Origin of the sequence: Rhizobium sp. CF142, assembly GCF_000281145.1 — a bacterium.
Taxonomy (GTDB): Bacteria; Pseudomonadota; Alphaproteobacteria; order Rhizobiales; family Rhizobiaceae; genus Rhizobium.
Window position 1 is genome coordinate 1 of the sequence record NZ_AJWE01000009.1, and the last position, 17,032, is coordinate 17,032.

Annotated in this window: 30 protein-coding genes; 28 read left to right on the plus strand and 2 right to left on the minus strand. The window is 58.5% G+C overall.

Annotated elements, in window-relative coordinates; all coding sequences use genetic code 11:
* The first annotated feature begins 342 nt into the window (after positions 1–342).
* From rpsJ to rplQ, 27 genes are all read left to right on the plus strand, one after another.
* A complete protein-coding gene (gene rpsJ, locus PMI11_RS02205; RefSeq protein ID WP_003547547.1) occupies positions 343–651 on the plus strand; it encodes a 30S ribosomal protein S10 in 309 nt (102 codons plus the stop codon).
* A 33-nt stretch (positions 652–684) separates the two neighbouring features.
* Positions 685–1,326, plus strand: coding sequence for a 50S ribosomal protein L3 (gene rplC, locus PMI11_RS02210; protein ID WP_007812859.1), 642 nt, complete (start codon positions 685–687; stop codon positions 1,324–1,326).
* A 13-nt stretch (positions 1,327–1,339) separates the two neighbouring features.
* Positions 1,340–1,960 (plus strand): 50S ribosomal protein L4, encoded by a 621-nt coding sequence (gene rplD / locus PMI11_RS02215; protein ID WP_007812861.1) that lies wholly within the window; start codon positions 1,340–1,342, stop codon positions 1,958–1,960.
* Positions 1,957–2,250 (plus strand): 50S ribosomal protein L23, encoded by a 294-nt coding sequence (locus PMI11_RS02220; RefSeq protein WP_007812862.1) that lies wholly within the window; start codon positions 1,957–1,959, stop codon positions 2,248–2,250. Before rplD ends, PMI11_RS02220 begins: the two co-directional genes overlap by 4 nt.
* Positions 2,251–2,260: 10 nt before the next feature.
* Positions 2,261–3,097 carry a 50S ribosomal protein L2 gene (gene rplB, locus PMI11_RS02225; protein WP_007812864.1) on the plus strand — a complete coding sequence of 279 codons (837 nt, stop codon included), beginning with the start codon at positions 2,261–2,263 and terminating at the stop codon, positions 3,095–3,097.
* A 15-nt stretch (positions 3,098–3,112) separates the two neighbouring features.
* Positions 3,113–3,391, plus strand: a complete 279-nt coding sequence (gene rpsS, locus PMI11_RS02230; protein ID WP_007531666.1) for a 30S ribosomal protein S19 — start codon at positions 3,113–3,115, stop codon at positions 3,389–3,391.
* A gap of 2 nt (positions 3,392–3,393) precedes the next feature.
* Positions 3,394–3,783 (plus strand): 50S ribosomal protein L22, encoded by a 390-nt coding sequence (gene rplV / locus PMI11_RS02235; RefSeq protein ID WP_007812866.1) that lies wholly within the window; start codon positions 3,394–3,396, stop codon positions 3,781–3,783.
* On the plus strand, positions 3,783–4,517 hold the full coding sequence (rpsC, locus tag PMI11_RS02240) for a 30S ribosomal protein S3 (protein ID WP_007812868.1): 735 nt from the start codon (positions 3,783–3,785) through the stop codon (positions 4,515–4,517). Before rplV ends, rpsC begins: the two co-directional genes overlap by 1 nt.
* 38 nt (positions 4,518–4,555) lie before the next feature.
* A complete protein-coding gene (gene rplP, locus PMI11_RS02245) occupies positions 4,556–4,969 on the plus strand; it encodes a 50S ribosomal protein L16 (RefSeq protein WP_003573792.1) in 414 nt (137 codons plus the stop codon).
* 12 nt (positions 4,970–4,981) lie between these two features.
* Complete coding sequence (rpmC, locus tag PMI11_RS02250) at positions 4,982–5,182, plus strand: 50S ribosomal protein L29 (protein WP_007812871.1); 201 nt, start codon at positions 4,982–4,984, stop codon at positions 5,180–5,182.
* Between the two features lie 12 nt (positions 5,183–5,194).
* Complete coding sequence (rpsQ, locus tag PMI11_RS02255) at positions 5,195–5,434, plus strand: 30S ribosomal protein S17 (protein WP_007812872.1); 240 nt, start codon at positions 5,195–5,197, stop codon at positions 5,432–5,434.
* A 261-nt stretch (positions 5,435–5,695) separates the two neighbouring features.
* On the plus strand, positions 5,696–6,064 hold the full coding sequence (gene rplN, locus PMI11_RS02260) for a 50S ribosomal protein L14 (RefSeq protein WP_003573790.1): 369 nt from the start codon (positions 5,696–5,698) through the stop codon (positions 6,062–6,064).
* Between the two features lie 12 nt (positions 6,065–6,076).
* Entirely contained in the window at positions 6,077–6,385 is a 309-nt protein-coding gene (gene rplX / locus PMI11_RS02265) for a 50S ribosomal protein L24 (protein ID WP_007812875.1), read from the plus strand.
* Positions 6,378–6,935, plus strand: coding sequence for a 50S ribosomal protein L5 (gene rplE, locus PMI11_RS02270; RefSeq protein ID WP_007812878.1), 558 nt, complete (start codon positions 6,378–6,380; stop codon positions 6,933–6,935). Before rplX ends, rplE begins: the two co-directional genes overlap by 8 nt.
* Before the next feature lie 32 nt (positions 6,936–6,967).
* Complete coding sequence (rpsN, locus tag PMI11_RS02275; RefSeq protein ID WP_007812880.1) at positions 6,968–7,273, plus strand: 30S ribosomal protein S14; 306 nt, start codon at positions 6,968–6,970, stop codon at positions 7,271–7,273.
* A gap of 12 nt (positions 7,274–7,285) precedes the next feature.
* Positions 7,286–7,684 carry a 30S ribosomal protein S8 gene (gene rpsH, locus PMI11_RS02280; RefSeq protein WP_004674934.1) on the plus strand — a complete coding sequence of 133 codons (399 nt, stop codon included), beginning with the start codon at positions 7,286–7,288 and terminating at the stop codon, positions 7,682–7,684.
* Between the two features lie 41 nt (positions 7,685–7,725).
* Complete coding sequence (gene rplF, locus PMI11_RS02285) at positions 7,726–8,259, plus strand: 50S ribosomal protein L6 (RefSeq protein ID WP_007812882.1); 534 nt, start codon at positions 7,726–7,728, stop codon at positions 8,257–8,259.
* A gap of 12 nt (positions 8,260–8,271) precedes the next feature.
* On the plus strand, positions 8,272–8,634 hold the full coding sequence (gene rplR, locus PMI11_RS02290) for a 50S ribosomal protein L18 (protein ID WP_003573785.1): 363 nt from the start codon (positions 8,272–8,274) through the stop codon (positions 8,632–8,634).
* Between the two features lie 130 nt (positions 8,635–8,764).
* The gene (gene rpsE / locus PMI11_RS02295; RefSeq protein ID WP_007812885.1) at positions 8,765–9,334 is read left to right on the plus strand and encodes a 30S ribosomal protein S5; all 570 of its coding nucleotides are present in this window, start codon (positions 8,765–8,767) and stop codon (positions 9,332–9,334) included.
* A 13-nt stretch (positions 9,335–9,347) separates the two neighbouring features.
* Positions 9,348–9,557, plus strand: a complete 210-nt coding sequence (gene rpmD / locus PMI11_RS02300; RefSeq protein ID WP_007812887.1) for a 50S ribosomal protein L30 — start codon at positions 9,348–9,350, stop codon at positions 9,555–9,557.
* A 16-nt stretch (positions 9,558–9,573) separates the two neighbouring features.
* Positions 9,574–10,047, plus strand: a complete 474-nt coding sequence (gene rplO, locus PMI11_RS02305; RefSeq protein ID WP_007812889.1) for a 50S ribosomal protein L15 — start codon at positions 9,574–9,576, stop codon at positions 10,045–10,047.
* Positions 10,048–10,282: 235 nt separating this feature from the next.
* Positions 10,283–11,623 carry a preprotein translocase subunit SecY gene (gene secY, locus PMI11_RS02310; protein ID WP_007812891.1) on the plus strand — a complete coding sequence of 447 codons (1,341 nt, stop codon included), beginning with the start codon at positions 10,283–10,285 and terminating at the stop codon, positions 11,621–11,623.
* Positions 11,620–12,270: an adenylate kinase gene (locus tag PMI11_RS02315; protein ID WP_007812893.1), complete on the plus strand. Its 651-nt coding sequence runs from the start codon at positions 11,620–11,622 to the stop codon at positions 12,268–12,270. Before secY ends, PMI11_RS02315 begins: the two co-directional genes overlap by 4 nt.
* A 219-nt stretch (positions 12,271–12,489) precedes the next feature.
* Positions 12,490–12,858 (plus strand): 30S ribosomal protein S13, encoded by a 369-nt coding sequence (gene rpsM / locus PMI11_RS02320; protein WP_022718373.1) that lies wholly within the window; start codon positions 12,490–12,492, stop codon positions 12,856–12,858.
* A 133-nt stretch (positions 12,859–12,991) separates the two neighbouring features.
* Positions 12,992–13,381, plus strand: coding sequence for a 30S ribosomal protein S11 (gene rpsK, locus PMI11_RS02325; RefSeq protein WP_003547577.1), 390 nt, complete (start codon positions 12,992–12,994; stop codon positions 13,379–13,381).
* A 97-nt stretch (positions 13,382–13,478) separates the two neighbouring features.
* Entirely contained in the window at positions 13,479–14,489 is a 1,011-nt protein-coding gene (locus tag PMI11_RS02330) for a DNA-directed RNA polymerase subunit alpha (protein ID WP_007812895.1), read from the plus strand.
* A gap of 124 nt (positions 14,490–14,613) precedes the next feature.
* On the plus strand, positions 14,614–15,036 hold the full coding sequence (gene rplQ, locus PMI11_RS02335; RefSeq protein ID WP_007812897.1) for a 50S ribosomal protein L17: 423 nt from the start codon (positions 14,614–14,616) through the stop codon (positions 15,034–15,036).
* Between the two features lie 76 nt (positions 15,037–15,112).
* Here the strand turns inward: rplQ and PMI11_RS02340 are convergent, their stop codons facing one another.
* Together PMI11_RS02340 and PMI11_RS02345 are read right to left on the minus strand one after the other, a co-directional pair.
* Positions 15,113–15,496 carry a VOC family protein gene (locus PMI11_RS02340; protein WP_007812900.1) on the minus strand — a complete coding sequence of 128 codons (384 nt, stop codon included), beginning with the start codon at positions 15,494–15,496 and terminating at the stop codon, positions 15,113–15,115.
* 96 nt (positions 15,497–15,592) lie between these two features.
* Complete coding sequence (locus PMI11_RS02345) at positions 15,593–16,462, minus strand: DUF817 domain-containing protein (protein ID WP_007812902.1); 870 nt, start codon at positions 16,460–16,462, stop codon at positions 15,593–15,595.
* Between the two features lie 142 nt (positions 16,463–16,604).
* Between PMI11_RS02345 and PMI11_RS02350 the strand changes: the two genes are divergently transcribed.
* Complete coding sequence (locus PMI11_RS02350) at positions 16,605–17,030, plus strand: ribosomal maturation YjgA family protein (RefSeq protein ID WP_037070561.1); 426 nt, start codon at positions 16,605–16,607, stop codon at positions 17,028–17,030.
* Positions 17,031–17,032: the final 2 nt, after the last annotated feature.

Consider the following 17,032-nt stretch of genomic DNA (forward strand, 5'->3'; position numbering starts at 1 on the left):
TCGGTGCAGGCATCGTTGCTTCGATCATCGAGTAATTCATTCGGCTGCTCCGGTGGGGCAGCCGATTCGATGACATTATTATGATGCAGGCGGCGCAAGCCGCTTGCTTATTACACAGAAATGTTGCAAATGGCGCGCGAGCGCGATTTGCGTAACGCTTTGGATGACGAAGCGGCGACTAAACAAACAATAAGGTGGGTCAAAAGGCCCTGAAGAGTGGATAGGGGTGCCGTAACAGGCGTCTCTCTCGATCTTTGAAACCGGTGGTCCGCCTTAGGAAGAAAGAACAACCCGTGTCTTGCCCAAAGACATGTGGAAAAACAAACACAAGGATAACGTCGAATGAACGGCCAAAATATCCGCATTCGCCTGAAGGCGTTCGATCACCGGATTCTCGATGCTTCCACGCGCGAGATCGTGTCGACGGCGAAGCGCACCGGTGCTAGCGTCCGGGGCCCCGTTCCGCTTCCGACCCGCATCGAGAAGTTTACGGTCAACCGGTCCCCGCACATCGACAAGAAGAGTCGCGAACAGTTCGAGATGCGCACGCATAAGCGCCTGCTCGACATCGTAGATCCGACCCCGCAGACGGTAGACGCGCTGATGAAGCTCGATCTCGCCGCAGGTGTCGATGTTGAGATCAAGCTCTGAGCTTGCTCGAGCTGAGTTGGAAGGATTGAACCGATGCGTTCAGGTGTAATTGCACAGAAGGTGGGAATGACCCGCGTCTACAACGACGCCGGCGAGCATGTCCCGGTAACGGTACTGCGTTTGGAAGGCTGCCAGGTCGTGGCCCAGCGCACCGTAGAAAAGAATGGCTATACCGCGCTTCAGCTCGGTGCTGGCCAGGCCAAGGTCAAGAACACGTCCAAGGCCATGCGCGGCAACTTTGCCGTCGCTAACGTTGAGCCCAAGGCCAAGCTTCAGGAATTCCGCGTTTCGGAAGACCATCTGCTTGATGTTGGTACCGAGCTTAAGGCTGGCCACTTTGCCGCTGGTCAGCTCGTCGATGTCACCGGCACGACGATTGGTAAGGGCTTTGCCGGCGCCATGAAGCGCCACGGTTTCGGCGGTCTCCGCGCCACGCACGGTGTGTCCGTTTCGCACCGCTCGCATGGTTCGACGGGTTCGCGCCAGGATCCGGGCAAGGTTTTCAAGAACAAGAAGATGGCTGGTCACATGGGCCAGACGCGCGTGACGACGCAGAACCTTGAAGTGGTTTCGACCGATGAAGATCGCGGTCTGATCCTGATTAAGGGTGCAGTACCCGGTTCCAAGGGTGCCTGGATCATCGTGCGCGACGCCGTCAAGTCGGCAGCGAAGTAAGGGAGCCAGACCAATGGAATTGAACGTCAAGACCCTCGAGGGAAAAGACGCTGGGAAGGTTTCCCTTTCGGAAGCGATTTTCGGCCTTGAGCCCCGCGAAGATATTCTCGCCCGCGTTATCCGCTGGCAGCTTGCCAAGAAGCAGCAGGGCACGCACCAGGCAAAGGGCCGCGCAGACGTCTGGCGCACCGGCGCCAAGATGTACAAGCAGAAGGGTACGGGCCGCGCTCGTCACCATTCGGCTCGTGCTCCGCAGTTCCGCGGCGGTGGTAAGGCTCACGGCCCGGTTGCTCGCAGCCATGAGCACGACCTGCCCAAGAAGGTTCGTGCACTCGGCCTGCGCCATGCGCTGTCCGCCAAGATCAAGGCAGACGAACTGATCATCATCGATGATCTGGTCGCCAACGAAGCAAAGACGAAGGCTCTGGCCGGCGTATTCGCAACGCTGGGCCTCACCAACGCCCTCTTCATCGGCGGCGCCGAGCTCGACGGTAACTTCAAGCTCGCTGCACAGAACATCCCGAACATCGATGTTCTGCCGATCCAGGGCATCAACGTTTACGACATCGTCCGCCGCGGCAAGCTCGTGCTTTCCAAGGCTGCCGTTGAAGCGCTAGAGGAGCGATTCAAGTGACCGATCTCCGCCACTACGATGTGATCGTTTCTCCTGCGATCACCGAAAAGTCCACGCTGGTATCGGAAAACAACCAGGTTGTTTTCAATGTCGCCAAGAAGGCGACGAAGCCGGAAATCAAGGCTGCAGTCGAGGCGCTCTTCGGCGTCAAGGTTACCGCCGTCAACACTCTGCTGCGCAAGGGCAAGACCCGGCGTTTCCGCGGTTTTGTCGGCAAGCAGCAGGACGTGAAGAAGGCTGTCGTGACGTTGGCCGAAGGCCAGACGATCGACGTCTCCACCGGTCTCTGAGGATAAAAAAATGGCATTGAAAACATTCAATCCGACGACCCCGAGCCAGCGCCAGCTGGTCATCGTCGACCGTTCGGGCCTCTACAAGGGCAAGCCGGTCAAGTCGCTGACGGAAGGTCTGACCAAGAGCGGCGGTCGTAACAACCTCGGCCGCATCACGGCCCGCTTCATCGGCGGCGGTCACAAGCGTACGTATCGCATCATCGACTTCAAGCGTCGCAAGTTCGACGTCGAAGGCACCGTTGAGCGTATCGAATACGACCCGAACCGCACGGCTTACATCGCGCTCGTCCGCTACTCCGACGGCGAACAGGCCTACATCCTCGCTCCGCAGCGTCTCGCTGCCGGCGACAAGGTCATCGCTTCCGACAAGGCTGTCGACGTCAAGCCCGGCAACACGATGCCGCTGCAGTACATCCCGGTCGGCTCCATCATCCACAACGTGGAAATGAAGCCCGGCAAGGGCGGTCAGATTGCCCGCTCTGCCGGTTCCTACGCGCAGCTCGTCGGCCGTGACCAGGGCATGGCTATCCTTCGCCTGAACTCGGGCGAACAGCGCCTCGTGCACGGCACCTGCCTTGCTTCGATCGGTGCGGTGTCGAACCCTGACCATGCCAACATCAACGACGGCAAGGCCGGTCGTACTGTTTGGCGCGGCAAGCGTCCGCATAACCGCGGCGTCGTCATGAACCCGGTCGACCATCCGCACGGCGGTGGTGAAGGCCGCACCTCTGGTGGTCGTCACCCGGTTTCTCCGTGGGGCAAGCCGACCAAGGGCAAGCGCACCCGGTCGAACAAGTCGACCGACAAGATGATCATGCGCTCGCGTCATCAGCGTAAGAAGTAAGAGAGGAAGTCCTCAATGGCTCGTTCAGTATGGAAAGGTCCGTTTGTTGACGGCTATCTTCTCAAGAAGGCTGAGAAGGTTCGTGAAGGCGGACGTGCAGAAGTAATCAAGATCTGGAGCCGTCGCTCCACGATCCTGCCGCAGTTCGTTGGTCTCACCTTCGGCGTCTACAACGGCAGCAAGCATGTTCCGGTCAGTGTCAATGAAGACATGGTCGGTCACAAATTCGGTGAATTCTCTCCGACCCGTACCTATTACGGTCACGGCGCGGACAAGAAGGCAAAGAGGAAGTAACGATGGGTAAGGCTAAAGCCGAACGCCGGCTGAAGGACAACGAGGCGCAAGCAGTCGCCCGTACGCTCCGCGTCAGCCCACAGAAGCTCAACCTGGTTGCTGCGGCCATCCGTGGCAAGAAGGTCGAGCGTGCACTCGCTGAGCTGGAATTCTCCCGCAAGCGTATCGCAGGCGCCGTCAAGAAGACGCTCGAATCTGCGATCGCCAACGCCGAGAACAACCATGACCTCGACGTCGACGCTCTCGTCGTCGCCGAGGCCTATGTCGGCAAGTCGATTGTCATGAAGCGCTTCCACGCTCGTGGCCGCGGCCGCGCATCGCGCATCGAACGTCCGTTCGCTCACCTGACGATCGTCGTTCGTGAAGTGCAGGCACAAGAGGAGGCCGCATAATGGGTCAGAAAATCAATCCGATTGGTTTCCGTCTTGGCATCAACCGTACCTGGGATAGCCGCTGGTTTGCGGACAATGCCGAATACGGTCAGCTCCTGCACGAAGACCTGAAGATGCGTAAGTTCGTCATGAGCGAACTGAAGCAGGCCGGCATCTCCAAGGTGGTCATCGAGCGTCCGCACAAGAAGTGCCGCGTCACGATCCACTCGGCCCGTCCGGGCCTGATCATCGGCCGCAAGGGCGCCGACATCGACAAGCTCCGCAAGAAGCTGTCGGAAATGACGAACTCCGAAACGCACCTCAACATCGTTGAAGTGCGCAAGCCGGAAATCGACGCAACGCTCGTTGCTCAGTCGATCGCCCAGCAGCTCGAGCGCCGCGTGGCTTTCCGCCGCGCCATGAAGCGCGCCGTTCAGTCCGCGATGCGTCTTGGCGCCGAAGGCATCAAGATCACCTGCGCAGGCCGTCTCGGCGGTGCAGAAATCGCTCGTACGGAATGGTACCGCGAAGGCCGCGTTCCGCTGCACACCCTGCGCGCTGACATCGACTACGGGACGGCTGAAGCCGAAACCGCATTCGGTATCTGCGGCATCAAGGTCTGGATCTTCAAGGGTGAAATCCTTGAGCACGATCCGATGGCTTCCGAACGCCGCGCGCTGGAAGGCGACGCACAGGGCCCGGCAAGCCGCGAACGCGACCGTGGCGATCGTCGCCGCGAACGCGACAACGCGTAATTAGCGCTGGCGAAAGATAAGCTCGGAGAAGTAAGAAAATGTTGCAGCCAAAGCGTACTAAGTACCGCAAGCAGTTCAAGGGCCGCATCAAGGGCGTTGCCAAGGGCGGTTCCGACCTTGCCTTCGGCGAATTCGGCCTGAAGGCTCAGGAGCCGAACCGCGTTAACGCTCGTGAGATCGAAGCGGCCCGCCGCGCGATCACGCGTTACATGAAGCGCGCCGGTCGTGTTTGGATCCGCGTGTTCCCGGACGTTCCGGTAACCGCAAAGCCTACCGAAGTCCGTATGGGTAAGGGTAAGGGTTCCGTGGAATACTGGGCATGCAAGGTCAAGCCCGGTCGTATGATGTTCGAGATCGACGGTGTCTCCGAGGAAATCGCGCGTGAAGCGCTTCGCCTCGGCTCGGCCAAGCTCTCGGTCAAGACGCGCTTTGTACAGCGCATCGCAGAGTAAGGAGAAGGCACGATGAAAGCCGAAGAAGTACGCGGCCTCACGGCCGACCAGCTCAAGGACAAGCTTGCCGACCTGAAGAAGGAGCAGTTCAACCTGCGCTTCCAGAAGGCGACCGGCCAGCTCGAAAAGTCCTCGCGCATCGATGAAGTTCGCAAGGACATCGCCCGCGTGAAAACCATTGCTCGCCAGAAGGCGGCGGAAGCAAAGGCGTAAAGGAAGAAAAACATGCCGAAGCGCATTCTGCAGGGCGTCGTCGTTGGCGACAAGAACGAGAAGACTGTCGTAGTTCGCGTTGAGCGTCGTTTTGCTCACCCGCTGCTCCAGAAGACCGTTCGTCGTTCCAAGAAGTACAAGGCCCACGACGAAAACAATCAGTACAAGATCGGCGATATCGTCTCCATCGAGGAGTGCGCACCGATCTCCAAGGACAAGCGCTGGACGGTTATTGCCGCCCAGGCCAAGTAAGAATTTTGCGCGAGGCCTTGCGTCTCGCGGAAATTTCTGTATGAAGCAGCGTCGGAACGCTCGAATGCCGGGCGTTCTTTTGCTTTAAGCGCACGGAAGGTCCCATCTGGGAAACCACCCTGGCAACGATCTATCCCGCGCTATTCAAGCTATTGCCGTGTTTTCGCTGTCCTCACGACGAGCGGCCGGTAGAGAATTTTCATAAGCCGGGAGAGGGGGCATTGCCCAACCATTCCGGTAGGAACAAGAAGGCGACCTGATATGATTCAGATGCAAACAAACCTCGACGTCGCGGATAATTCCGGCGCTCGTCGTGTCATGTGCATCAAGGTGCTGGGCGGCTCGAAGCGCAAGTATGCCTCGATCGGCGACGTCATCGTCGTTTCGATCAAGGAAGCTATTCCGCGCGGCCGTGTGAAGAAGGGTGACGTGATGAAGGCGGTTGTCGTTCGCACCGCCAAGGACATCCGTCGTCCGGATGGTTCTGTCATCCGCTTCGACACCAATGCAGCAGTCCTCATCGACAACAAAAAAGAGCCGATCGGCACCCGTATCTTCGGACCGGTTCCGCGCGAATTGCGTGCGAAGAACCACATGAAGATCATCTCGCTGGCTCCCGAAGTACTGTAAGGAGCGAGAGCGATGCAGAAGATTCGTAAGGGCGACAAGGTCGTCATGCTCGCAGGTAAGGACAAGGGCCGCACTGGCGAAGTCCTTCAGGTCCTGCCGAAGGAAGATCGCGCCGTCGTTCGCGGCGTAAACGTCGTAAAGCGCCACCAGCGCCAGACGCAGACCCAGGAAGCCGGGATTATTTCCAAGGAAGCTTCGGTCCACCTGTCCAACGTCTCGATTATCGACAAGGACGGCAAGCCGACCCGCGTCGGTTTCAAGGTTGTTGACGGCAAGAAGGTCCGCGTGGCCAAGCGTTCGGGAGAAGTGATCGATGGCTGAGGCAAAGTACGAGCCGCGGCTCAAGAAGGAATATGTCGAGCGGATCCGCAAGGCGATGCAGGAGAAGTTCTCCTACGCCAACGAGATGATGATCCCGAAGCTCGACAAGATCGTTATCAACATGGGTGTGGGCGAAGCCACGGCTGATTCCAAGAAGCCGACCGTTGCTGCCGCCGATCTGGCTGCCATCGCTGGCCAGAAGCCGGTCATCACCCGTGCACGCAACTCTATCGCTGGCTTCAAGGTCCGCGAAAACATGCCGATCGGCGCGAAGGTCACCCTGCGCGGCGCCCGCATGTACGAGTTCCTGGATCGCCTGGTCAACATCGCGCTTCCGCGCGTTCGCGACTTCCGCGGCCTGAACCCGAAGAGCTTTGACGGCCGTGGCAACTTCGCCATGGGCATCAAGGAGCACATTGTGTTCCCAGAAATCAACTACGACAAGGTTGATCAGATGTGGGGCATGGACATCATCGTTTGCACGACGGCAACGACCGACGACGAAGCTCGCGCGCTCCTCACGGAGTTCAGCTTCCCGTTCCGTCAGTAACCGTAACGACGAGCGTAGAAAAGGAACCTGACATGGCGAAGACAAGCGCAGTTGAAAAGAACAAGCGCCGCCGTAATACGGTCGCAAACCAGGCTGGCAAGCGTGCTGCCCTGAAGGCGATCATCATGAACCAGGCTCTTCCGATCGAAGAGCGGTTCAAGGCCTCGATCAAGCTGGCATCCCTGCCGCGCGACGGATCGAAGACCCGCATTCGCAACCGTTGCGAAGTGTCCGGTCGTCCGCGCGCTTATTACCGTAAACTGCGTATGTCGCGTATCGCGCTGCGCGAACTGGGCAATCTCGGCAAGGTGCCGGGCATCGTCAAGTCGAGCTGGTAAGGAGCAGGTTAGATGACAATGACTGATCCGTTGGGCGATATGCTCACCCGTATCCGTAACGGCGCTTCGCGTCGCAAGTCGTCGGTTTCGACGCCTGCTTCCAAGCTCCGTGCACGTGTTCTCGATGTTCTCCAGTCCGAAGGCTACATCCGTGGCTATTCCGTCGTCGATTTCGGCAACGGCAAGTCCGAGCTGAACATCGAACTGAAGTACTATGAAGGCGCATCGGTGATCCGTGAGATCGGCCGTGTGTCCAAGCCGGGCCGCCGGGTTTATGTCTCGGTCAAGTCCATTCCGCAGGTCGCGAACGGCCTCGGCATCACCATCCTTTCGACCCCGAAGGGCGTGATGGCCGATCACCAAGCTCGCGAACAGAACGTTGGTGGCGAGGTTCTCTGCTCTGTCTTCTAAGACAGCGCAGGGTCTCCATAGCGAACAGACAGGATTGAAACATGTCTCGTATCGGTAAGAAGCCCGTTCAGGTACCTGCTGGGATCACGGCTACGGTCGATGGCCAGAAGGTTACTGCTAAGGGCCCGAAGGGCGAACTGTTTTTCGTCGCAAACGACGAAATCAGCCTCAAGCTCGAAAACAATGCGGTCGTCGTAACGCCGCTTTCCCAGACGAAGGAAGCTCGTTCGAAGTGGGGCATGTCCCGCACGATGATCGAAAACATCTTCAAGGGCGTTAAGGACGGCTTCGAGCGCAAGCTCGAAATCAACGGCGTTGGTTACCGTGCCTCCCTGCAGGGCAAGAACCTGCAGCTGGCGCTTGGTTTCAGCCACGACGTGGTCTACGAACCGCCGCAGGGCATCACGATCGCTGTACCGAAGCCGACGGAAATCGTCGTCACCGGCATCAACAAGCAGCAGGTCGGTCAGGTCGCCGCCGAGATCCGCGAATACCGCGGTCCGGAGCCCTACAAGGGCAAGGGCGTCAAGTATGCCGAAGAGCGGATTGTCCGCAAAGAAGGCAAGAAGAAGTAAGGATCACGCGAAATGGCTAGCAGGAAAGAAGCACTTGCACGTCGTGCCAACCGCGTGCGCCGTCATCTCAAGTCGGTGGCCAATGGCCGTCCGCGCCTGTCGGTTCATCGCTCGTCGAAGAACATTTACGCTCAGGTTATCGACGATGTTGCCGGCAAGACCCTTGCCGCTGCATCGACGCTCGACAAGGATCTGCGCGGTTCTCTGAAGACCGGTGCTGACACCGCAGCAGCTGCCCTCGTTGGCAAGCTTGTTGCAGAGCGCGCTTCGAAGGCAGGCGTCACCGAGGTCGTATTCGACCGTGGCGCCTTCATCTATCACGGCCGCATCAAGGCCTTGGCAGATGCAGCCCGCGAAGGCGGTCTGACCTTCTAATAGTTTCCGGCCGAAGCTTTCATAGTCTTCGGCCGGATTTCACCGGACCGCAAATCGTTCCCCAGAGGAAGCCGATGCGGTCCTCATTTTGTTTGCCGATTGCACCCGGAAAAGAAAAAGGAAGAGGACAATGGCACAGGAAAGAAGGCCACAGCGGGAAGACCGCCAGAGCCGCGAAGAGCGCGATAGCGAATTCGTCGACAAGCTTGTCGCGATCAACCGCGTCGCCAAGGTCGTAAAGGGCGGCCGTCGTTTTGGTTTCGCAGCACTCGTCGTCGTTGGCGACCAGAAGGGCCGCGTAGGCTTCGGCCATGGCAAGGCGCGCGAAGTGCCGGAAGCCATCCGCAAGGCAACCGAAGCAGCCAAGCGCGAACTGATCTTCGTACCGCTGCGTGACGGCCGTACGCTGCATCACGACGTCCATGGCCGTCATGGCGCCGGCAAGGTTCTGCTGCGCTCGGCCAAGGTCGGTACCGGCATCATCGCCGGCGGTCCGATGCGCGCCGTTTTCGAAACGCTCGGCGTCCACGACGTCGTTGCCAAGTCGACCGGTTCCTCGAACCCCTACAACATGGTTCGCGCTACCTTCGACGCTCTGAAGCACCAGGTTCACCCGAAGGACATCGCAGCTCAGCGCGGCATCAAGTATGCTACGCTCCAGGCTCGCCGTGCCGCTTCTGGCAACGCCTCTGAAGAATAAGAGGAGCTGACCAATGGCCAAGGCTACCAAGAAGGCTGAAGCGAAGACTGTTACGATCGAACAGATCGGCAGCCCGATTCGCCGTCCGGACGTCCAGCAGCGCACGCTGATCGGTCTCGGACTGAACAAGATGCACCGTCGCCGCACGCTGGAAGACACTCCGGCCGTTCGTGGCATGATCCGTGCAGTCCAGCATCTCGTTCGCGTCGTCGACGAGAAGTGAGTCCGGAGTAACGCTCATGAAACTCAATGAAATTAAAGATAACGAAGGCTCTACCCATAGCCGCAAGCGTCTTGGCCGTGGTATCGGCTCGGGCTCCGGCAAGACCGGTGGTCGCGGTGTAAAGGGTCAGAAGTCCCGTTCGGGTGTCGCCATCAACGGCTTCGAAGGTGGTCAGATGCCCATCTACCGTCGCCTGCCGAAGCGCGGCTTCAACAACATCTTCGCAGCCGACTACGTCGTCGTATCGCTGGCACGCATCCAGGCTGCCGTCGATGCCGGCAAGCTCGACGCGAAGGTAACCGTTGATGCAGCTGCCCTGAAGGCTGCCGGCGTCATCCGCCGCGCCAAGGACGGCGTTCGCGTTCTCGCCGACGGCGAGCTCAAGGCCAAGATCACGCTCGAAGTTGCAGGCGCTTCCAAGCCTGCCGTCGAGAAGATCGAAAAGGCTGGCGGCAAGGTAACGCTTCTTTCTGCCGCAGCGGCAGAATAATAAACTCATGATATATCGCCCGGGGTGCTTCACACCGGGCGATTTTGCTCCCATATGTGAGCCTCACAAAAACCTGCTTGGACGCATCCGCGTCGAGACGGTAAGACTGAAAACGAGGGTGAGGCATAGGGTTGCGCCAGCGATCCGTCCGAAGCCCGGTTTTTAAAAGAAATTCATACTGATTCCGGTGCCGGCCGACTCGAGAGCGCCCGGAATTGGTAGCGCGGAGAAACGCATGGCTTCTGCAGCGGAACAACTGGCTTCGAACCTCAATTTTTCGACCTTCGCCAAAGCCGAGGATCTTAAGAAGCGCCTGTGGTTCACACTGGCAGCTCTCCTCGTCTACCGGTTGGGTACCCATATTCCGCTTCCGGGCCTCAATCCCCAGGCATACGCCCAGGCCTTCCAGGGTCAGGCTGGCGGCATTCTCGGCCTCTTCAACATGTTCTCGGGCGGTGCCGTACAGCGCATGGCGATCTTCGCGCTCGGCATCATGCCCTACATCTCCGCTTCGATCATCGTGCAGCTCATGACCTCGGTCGTGCCGGCGCTCGAAAACTTGAAGAAGGAAGGTGAGCAGGGCCGCAAGATCATCAACCAGTACACCCGCTACGGCACGGTCATCCTCGGCGCGCTCCAGGCTTACGGTATTGCCGTTGGTCTCGAGAGCGGCAACGGCCTTGTTGTCGATCCGGGCTGGTTCTTCAAGATTTCGACCGTTCTGACGCTGCTCGGCGGTACCATGTTCCTGATGTGGCTCGGTGAGCAGATCACCTCGCGCGGCATCGGTAACGGCATTTCGCTGATCATCTTCGCAGGCATTGCCGCCGGTCTTCCGACCGCTCTTGCAGGTACTCTGGAACTCGGCCGTACGGGTGCGCTGTCGACGACGCTCATCCTGGCCGTCATCGTCGTCGCAATCGCAGTCATTGCCATCATCGTCTTCGTTGAACGTGCGCAGCGCCGTCTGCTCATCCAGTATCCGAAGCGCCAGGTCGGCAACCGCATGTTCCAGGGCGATACCTCGCACCTGCCGCTGAAGCTGAACACTTCGGGCGTCATCCCGGCTATCTTTGCTTCTTCGCTGCTGCTTCTGCCGGCGACGCTCGCAGGCTTTGCCAGCACGACGGCGATGCCCGCCTGGGCGACGTCCATCGTTGCAGCACTTGGCCACGGCCAGCCGCTTTACATGGTGCTCTATGCGGCTCTCATCGCCTTCTTTGCCTTTTTCTACACGGCCATCGTCTTCAACCCGAAGGACACGGCCGATAACCTGAAGAAGCATGGCGGTTTCATCCCTGGCATCCGCCCGGGCGATCGCACTGCCGAATATATCGACTACGTGCTGACCCGTATCACGGTGATCGGCGCTATCTATCTCGTCTTCGTCTGCATCCTGCCTGAGATTCTGGTGTCGCAAACCGGCATCCCATTATCCCTTGGTGGGACTTCGCTTTTGATCGTGGTTAGCGTAACTCTTGATACGGTGGCACAGATCCAGGGCCATCTGATCGCACAGCAGTACGAAGGCCTGATCAAGAAATCGAAGCTGCGTGGAGGAAAGAGGGGGCGATGAGACTTATACTTTTGGGGCCGCCGGGCGCGGGTAAGGGGACCCAGGCCCAGCGGATCGTGGAAAGGCATGGCATTCCGCAGCTTTCCACGGGTGACATGCTGCGCGCCGCCGTTCAGGCCGGTACTGAAGTCGGCAAGCGCGCCAAGGCTGTCATGGACGCCGGAAACCTGGTCTCGGACGAGATTGTCAATGCCATCGTCTCCGAACGAATCGATCAGCCCGATTGCGCCAACGGCTTCATCCTCGACGGCTTCCCGCGCACGCTCGTGCAGGCAGATGCCACAGAGGTGATGCTGAAGGCCAAGGGTCTCGATCTTTCGGTCGTCATCGAATTCCGTGTCGACGACAAGGAACTGGTCCGCCGCGTGGCAGGCCGTTACTCCTGCGCCCAGTGCGGCACCGTCTATCACGACTCGGACAAGATCCCGGTCAAGGAAGGCGTCTGCGACAAGTGCGGTTCGACCCATTTCAAGCGTCGCCCTGATGATAATGCCGAGACCATGACCAAGCGTCTCGAGGTCTACTACAAGGAAACCTCGCCGCTGATCGGCTACTATTATGCCAAGGGCAAACTGAAGTCCGTGGATGGCATGGCCGAAATCGATCAGGTTACTACCGAGATCGAACGCATTCTTTCCAAGCTTTAAAGCTTTGAAAATAAACTTCGCGGGAGCGGTTGCTTTTTTGCACTGATTCCGCTAAACCGCGCCAACTCGCGACATTCCCTGCGATCGGCGCGGATTTCCCGAAGGAAATCCGGGTTCGATCGTTTTGTGATGTTACGAACCCGGATTTAATCGAGCGGCCTCTGGCTGCATAACGAAGCCCTATTGCCGGATGGCAACTGGAATGCAAGGAGAACAGGCGTGGCACGTATCGCTGGCGTCAACATCCCGACTGCAAAGCGCGTCGTCATCGCGCTGACCTACATTCACGGGATTGGATCGAAATTCGCGCAGGAAATCGTCGAGAAGGTCGGGATCCCGGCTGATCGCCGCGTTCATCAGCTCACGGATGCTGAAGTCCTTCAGATCCGCGAAACCATCGACCGTGACTATCAGGTCGAAGGTGACCTTCGTCGCGAAACCTCGATGAACATCAAGCGCCTGATGGACCTCGGCTGCTACCGCGGCCTGCGTCACCGTCGTGGCCTTCCGGTCCGTGGTCAGCGCACGCACACCAATGCCCGTACCCGCAAGGGTCCGGCAAAGGCGATCGCTGGTAAGAAGAAGTAATTTCCGGGAAACCGGGATGGGGAGGCTGGCGGTCTGCGCCGGCCTCTTTTGAGTTTGGAGCGGGGTCATATAGGCGCCGTTCCGGTGTAGCCGCTGGGATTACGGCGGTGAAGAGATCCAAGAAAGGAATACCATGGCTAAGGAAGCCGTCCGCGTTCGCCGTCGCGAACGTAAGAATATCTCGTCGGGTGTCGCTCACGTCAACTCGACCTTCAACAACACGATGATCACCATCACCGACGCGCAGGGCAACGCGATTGCTTGGTCGTCTGCTGGCGCCAAGGGCTTCAAGGGCTCGCGTAAGTCGACCCCGTTCGCTGCCCAGATTGCTGCCGAAGACTGCGCCAAGAAGGCTCAGGAACATGGCATGAAGTCGCTGGAAGTCGAAGTCTGCGGCCCGGGTTCCGGCCGTGAATCGGCTCTGCGCGCGCTCCAGGCTGCCGGTTTCATGATCACGTCCATCCGCGACGTGACCCCGATCCCGCACAATGGCTGCCGTCCGCGCAAGAAGCGCCGCGTCTGATCATCGCTATCGTCACTGGTGAGCGCCTCAGCGCTCCCGGTGGTTTTCAAGCTCGGTTGTCACGATTGGATGGTGGCAACGAACGGAAGGCAAAATTATGATTCAGAAGAACTGGCAGGAATTGATCAAGCCGAACAAGGTGGAGTTCTCTTCGAGCTCGCGTACCAAGGCGACTCTCGTTGCAGAGCCGCTTGAGCGCGGTTTCGGCCTCACCCTCGGCAACGCGCTGCGCCGCGTTCTGCTCTCCTCTCTGCGCGGTGCCGCTGTTACGGCCGTGCAGATCGACGGCGTGCTGCATGAATTCTCCTCAATCCCGGGCGTTCGCGAGGACGTTACGGACATCGTGCTCAACATCAAGGAAATCGCCATCAAGATGGATGGCGACGATGCCAAGCGCATGGTCGTGCGCAAGCAGGGTCCAGGTGTTGTAACGGCTGGTGACATCCAGACGGTCGGTGATATCGAAATCCTCAACCCCGAGCATGTCATCTGCACGCTCGACGAGGGTGCCGAGATCCGCATGGAGTTCACCGTCAACAACGGCAAGGGCTACGTTCCGGCTGAGCGCAATCGTGCGGAAGATGCTCCGATCGGTCTCATCCCGGTGGACAGCCTCTATTCGCCGGTCAAGAAAGTGTCCTACAAGGTTGAAAACACCCGCGAAGGACAGGTTCTCGACTACGACAAGCTGACCATGTCCATCGAAACCGATGGGTCTATCTCCGGCGAAGATGCCGTCGCTTTCGCGGCACGCATCCTGCAGGACCAGCTTGGCGTCTTCGTCAATTTCGACGAACCGCAGAAGGAAACCGAAGAAGAGGCAGTCACCGAACTGGCCTTCAATCCGGCGCTCCTCAAGAAGGTGGACGAGCTCGAACTGTCCGTTCGTTCGGCAAACTGCCTGAAGAACGACAATATCGTCTACATCGGCGACCTCATTCAGAAGACCGAAGCAGAAATGCTCCGCACCCCGAACTTTGGTCGCAAGTCGCTCAACGAAATCAAGGAAGTTCTCGCTTCCATGGGCCTGCACCTCGGCATGGAAGTGCCTGCATGGCCGCCCGAGAACATCGAAGATCTCGCCAAGCGTTACGAAGACCAGTATTAAGAAACAAAAAGGCAGGCTTTTTACGGCTGCCTTTCCCCGTCAAACAGCAGGCCTATCGCCTGCATGTGCCAGGAAACGGCAGGCCCAGTTAGCGTAAGGGCACCTGCATTAAAGGAGAATAGCAATGCGCCATGGTAAAGCCGGCCGCAAGCTGAATAGAACTGCAAGCCACCGCAAGGCGATGTTCGCCAACATGGCGGCTTCGCTCATCACCCACGAGCAGATCGTCACGACCCTGCCGAAAGCCAAGGAAATCCGTCCGATCGTCGAGAAGCTCGTCACCCTCGGCAAGCGCGGCGACCTGCACGCTCGCCGCCAGGCGATCTCGCAGATCAAGGATGCTGTCGTCGTCAACAAGCTGTTCGACACGATCGCCTCCCGTTACGCAACCCGCAATGGCGGCTACCTGCGTATCATGAAGGCTGGCTTCCGTCAGGGCGACAATGCTGCTCTCGCCGTCATCGAATTCGTTGACCGCGACACCTATGCAAAGGGCGCAGCCGACAAGGCACGCGTCGCTGCTGAAGAGCAGTCTGTCGCTGCCTAAGATTTTCCGGTTACGGAAACAGGAAAGCTGGGCTTTGCCCGGCTTTTTTCGTTTGTGCGTTTGAGCCCGCTTCTGTTCAAGCTTTGTCAAGCTGCTGATTGATCATGGCTTCGATATTGTAGCCATCGGGATCGAGAATAAAGCAGGCATAATAATCGGGCGCGTAGTCCGGGCGCGAGCCAGGTGCGCCATTGTCCTGCGCGCCGGCTGCCAGAGCGCTTTGATAGAACGCATCGACTTCAGCCCTGTTCTTGGCCCGAAACGCGACGTGGATGCGCGTCAGAGACGGGGCGCTATCGGCCTGCTGGATTTCGAACAGGCAGCCATTGCCGATATCGAAGGCCCAGAAAACGTTCTCCTTCCCGAAGGACAATGTGTATCCCAAGGGTGCGAAGGCTCTTTCGTAAAAGAGCCTACTCTTTGTGAGATCGCTTACAGCGACGGTGATATGGTCAATCAAGCTTGGCGCTCCTTACGAGCTGACAGGGATGGCGAGATAAAGCCGGTCCGGCGTTCGCTCCACGCATGTCCTGGTTCTCTGCCCGTTTTCGGAAATTCACTCAGGCACGTGGATCTTGTGTTTGATATGCTTAAGGTTCGCAACGATCGTAAAGGTCATGATCACCAGCAGGCACCACGAACTCCATTTGCCGATATGCACGGTCGACCACGCGCCGATCTGGTTTGGATAGCGCCACACTCCGAAGAAGGTGCTGATATTCTCTGCGAGCCAGATGAAGAAGCCGATCAGGACGAAGGCGAGAAGCAGGGGCATCTTGCGGTCTTGATCATAGGGCCTGAAGATGACCGTGGTGCGCGCATAAAGACCGAGCGTGCAGGCGGCGATGTACCAGCGATAATCGCCGATATAGTGGTGGGTGAAGAAGTTGGCGTAGATCGCCAATGCCGTGAGCCCGGCCATCCAGTAGGATGGATGGTGTCTCACACGCAGATCAAACAGGCGCCAGGCCTGGATGACATAGCTGCCGACGGCCGCGTACATGAAGCCGGAAAAGAGCGGGACGCCGAAAAGCTTCGTATAGGCGAAATCCGGATAGCTCCAGGACTGGATGCTGCCGGAAGTCTTGAAGACCTCCAATGCAAAACCGACCACATGGAAGACGGAGATCGCCTTCAACTCATCGATGGTTTCGAGTTTTGTCCAGACCATCCAGGCCTGGATTGCAAGAGCGATAATCAGCAGCAGATCGTAGCGCGGGATACCGACAAGGCCTGCACGCGGCACCAGAAAAACCGACAGAAAAAACAGCCCCGCGAAGAGGCAGGCCCGGGCTTCCTTGATGCCGAAATAGAAGAATTCGACGACGAAGCGTTCGATGCCATTGCGCGGAAGATCGGCCGGTCGGTCGATCAGATGCTTGTCCAGTAGAGGGAGCAATCCTTGAAGCGCGGCAACTTTCGGCATGTTCTTGCGAGTGATCCCGAGACTCGTTTCGAAGCAGTAGGAAGCTATCAGGCTCGGTTACGCTAGGACAGCACCAGCTTGATAATTTGCTGCTTCGCGATTAGGCGTTCAAATCAGTTGAGATCATGGTGGTCGATTGCAATTGAGCAGAGTGATTCAAGGCTGGCAGTTGCAGCGCCTCGCGGCCCTATTCCTGATCATCATTTCCGGCCTGATGCTCAGGCGCTTCGGCTACTCCGTCGATCTGCCCTTCGTCGTCGTCAAATATAGTGGTTCGCTGCTTTGGGGATCGATGGTGTATTTCCTGCTGGCATTTGCTGTTGGAGGCCTTGGTGCAAGAATTCGGCCTGCAGGAATTGCCATCATCGCATGCGCTATCTCCATATGCGTCGAGCTGTTCCGGCTCTACCACACCCCCTGGCTCGATGCCTTCAGATTGACGACCGCAGGCGCCTTGCTGCTTGGGCGGGTATTCTCGCTCTGGAATATTGTCGCATACGCTTTCGGAATAGCGGCGGCCTATGGGCTTGATCCGGCGCGCAGGCAATCATCGCCTTTGAGGTCTTAACG

Coding starts and splice junctions, on each gene's coding strand:
- rpsJ (WP_003547547.1), top strand. CDS start 343: ATGAACGGCCAAAATATCCGCATTCGCCTGAAGGCGTTCGATCACCGG.
- rplC (WP_007812859.1), top strand. CDS start 685: ATGCGTTCAGGTGTAATTGCACAGAAGGTGGGAATGACCCGCGTCTAC.
- rplD (WP_007812861.1), top strand. CDS start 1,340: ATGGAATTGAACGTCAAGACCCTCGAGGGAAAAGACGCTGGGAAGGTT.
- rplB (WP_007812864.1), top strand. CDS start 2,261: ATGGCATTGAAAACATTCAATCCGACGACCCCGAGCCAGCGCCAGCTG.
- rpsS (WP_007531666.1), top strand. CDS start 3,113: ATGGCTCGTTCAGTATGGAAAGGTCCGTTTGTTGACGGCTATCTTCTC.
- rplV (WP_007812866.1), top strand. CDS start 3,394: ATGGGTAAGGCTAAAGCCGAACGCCGGCTGAAGGACAACGAGGCGCAA.
- rpsC (WP_007812868.1), top strand. CDS start 3,783: ATGGGTCAGAAAATCAATCCGATTGGTTTCCGTCTTGGCATCAACCGT.
- rplP (WP_003573792.1), top strand. CDS start 4,556: ATGTTGCAGCCAAAGCGTACTAAGTACCGCAAGCAGTTCAAGGGCCGC.
- rpmC (WP_007812871.1), top strand. CDS start 4,982: ATGAAAGCCGAAGAAGTACGCGGCCTCACGGCCGACCAGCTCAAGGAC.
- rpsQ (WP_007812872.1), top strand. CDS start 5,195: ATGCCGAAGCGCATTCTGCAGGGCGTCGTCGTTGGCGACAAGAACGAG.
- rplN (WP_003573790.1), top strand. CDS start 5,696: ATGATTCAGATGCAAACAAACCTCGACGTCGCGGATAATTCCGGCGCT.
- rplX (WP_007812875.1), top strand. CDS start 6,077: ATGCAGAAGATTCGTAAGGGCGACAAGGTCGTCATGCTCGCAGGTAAG.
- rplE (WP_007812878.1), top strand. CDS start 6,378: ATGGCTGAGGCAAAGTACGAGCCGCGGCTCAAGAAGGAATATGTCGAG.
- rpsN (WP_007812880.1), top strand. CDS start 6,968: ATGGCGAAGACAAGCGCAGTTGAAAAGAACAAGCGCCGCCGTAATACG.
- rpsH (WP_004674934.1), top strand. CDS start 7,286: ATGACAATGACTGATCCGTTGGGCGATATGCTCACCCGTATCCGTAAC.
- rplF (WP_007812882.1), top strand. CDS start 7,726: ATGTCTCGTATCGGTAAGAAGCCCGTTCAGGTACCTGCTGGGATCACG.
- rplR (WP_003573785.1), top strand. CDS start 8,272: ATGGCTAGCAGGAAAGAAGCACTTGCACGTCGTGCCAACCGCGTGCGC.
- rpsE (WP_007812885.1), top strand. CDS start 8,765: ATGGCACAGGAAAGAAGGCCACAGCGGGAAGACCGCCAGAGCCGCGAA.
- rpmD (WP_007812887.1), top strand. CDS start 9,348: ATGGCCAAGGCTACCAAGAAGGCTGAAGCGAAGACTGTTACGATCGAA.
- rplO (WP_007812889.1), top strand. CDS start 9,574: ATGAAACTCAATGAAATTAAAGATAACGAAGGCTCTACCCATAGCCGC.
- secY (WP_007812891.1), top strand. CDS start 10,283: ATGGCTTCTGCAGCGGAACAACTGGCTTCGAACCTCAATTTTTCGACC.
- PMI11_RS02315 (WP_007812893.1), top strand. CDS start 11,620: ATGAGACTTATACTTTTGGGGCCGCCGGGCGCGGGTAAGGGGACCCAG.
- rpsK (WP_003547577.1), top strand. CDS start 12,992: ATGGCTAAGGAAGCCGTCCGCGTTCGCCGTCGCGAACGTAAGAATATC.
- PMI11_RS02330 (WP_007812895.1), top strand. CDS start 13,479: ATGATTCAGAAGAACTGGCAGGAATTGATCAAGCCGAACAAGGTGGAG.
- rplQ (WP_007812897.1), top strand. CDS start 14,614: ATGCGCCATGGTAAAGCCGGCCGCAAGCTGAATAGAACTGCAAGCCAC.
- PMI11_RS02345 (WP_007812902.1), bottom strand. CDS start 16,462: ATGCCGAAAGTTGCCGCGCTTCAAGGATTGCTCCCTCTACTGGACAAG.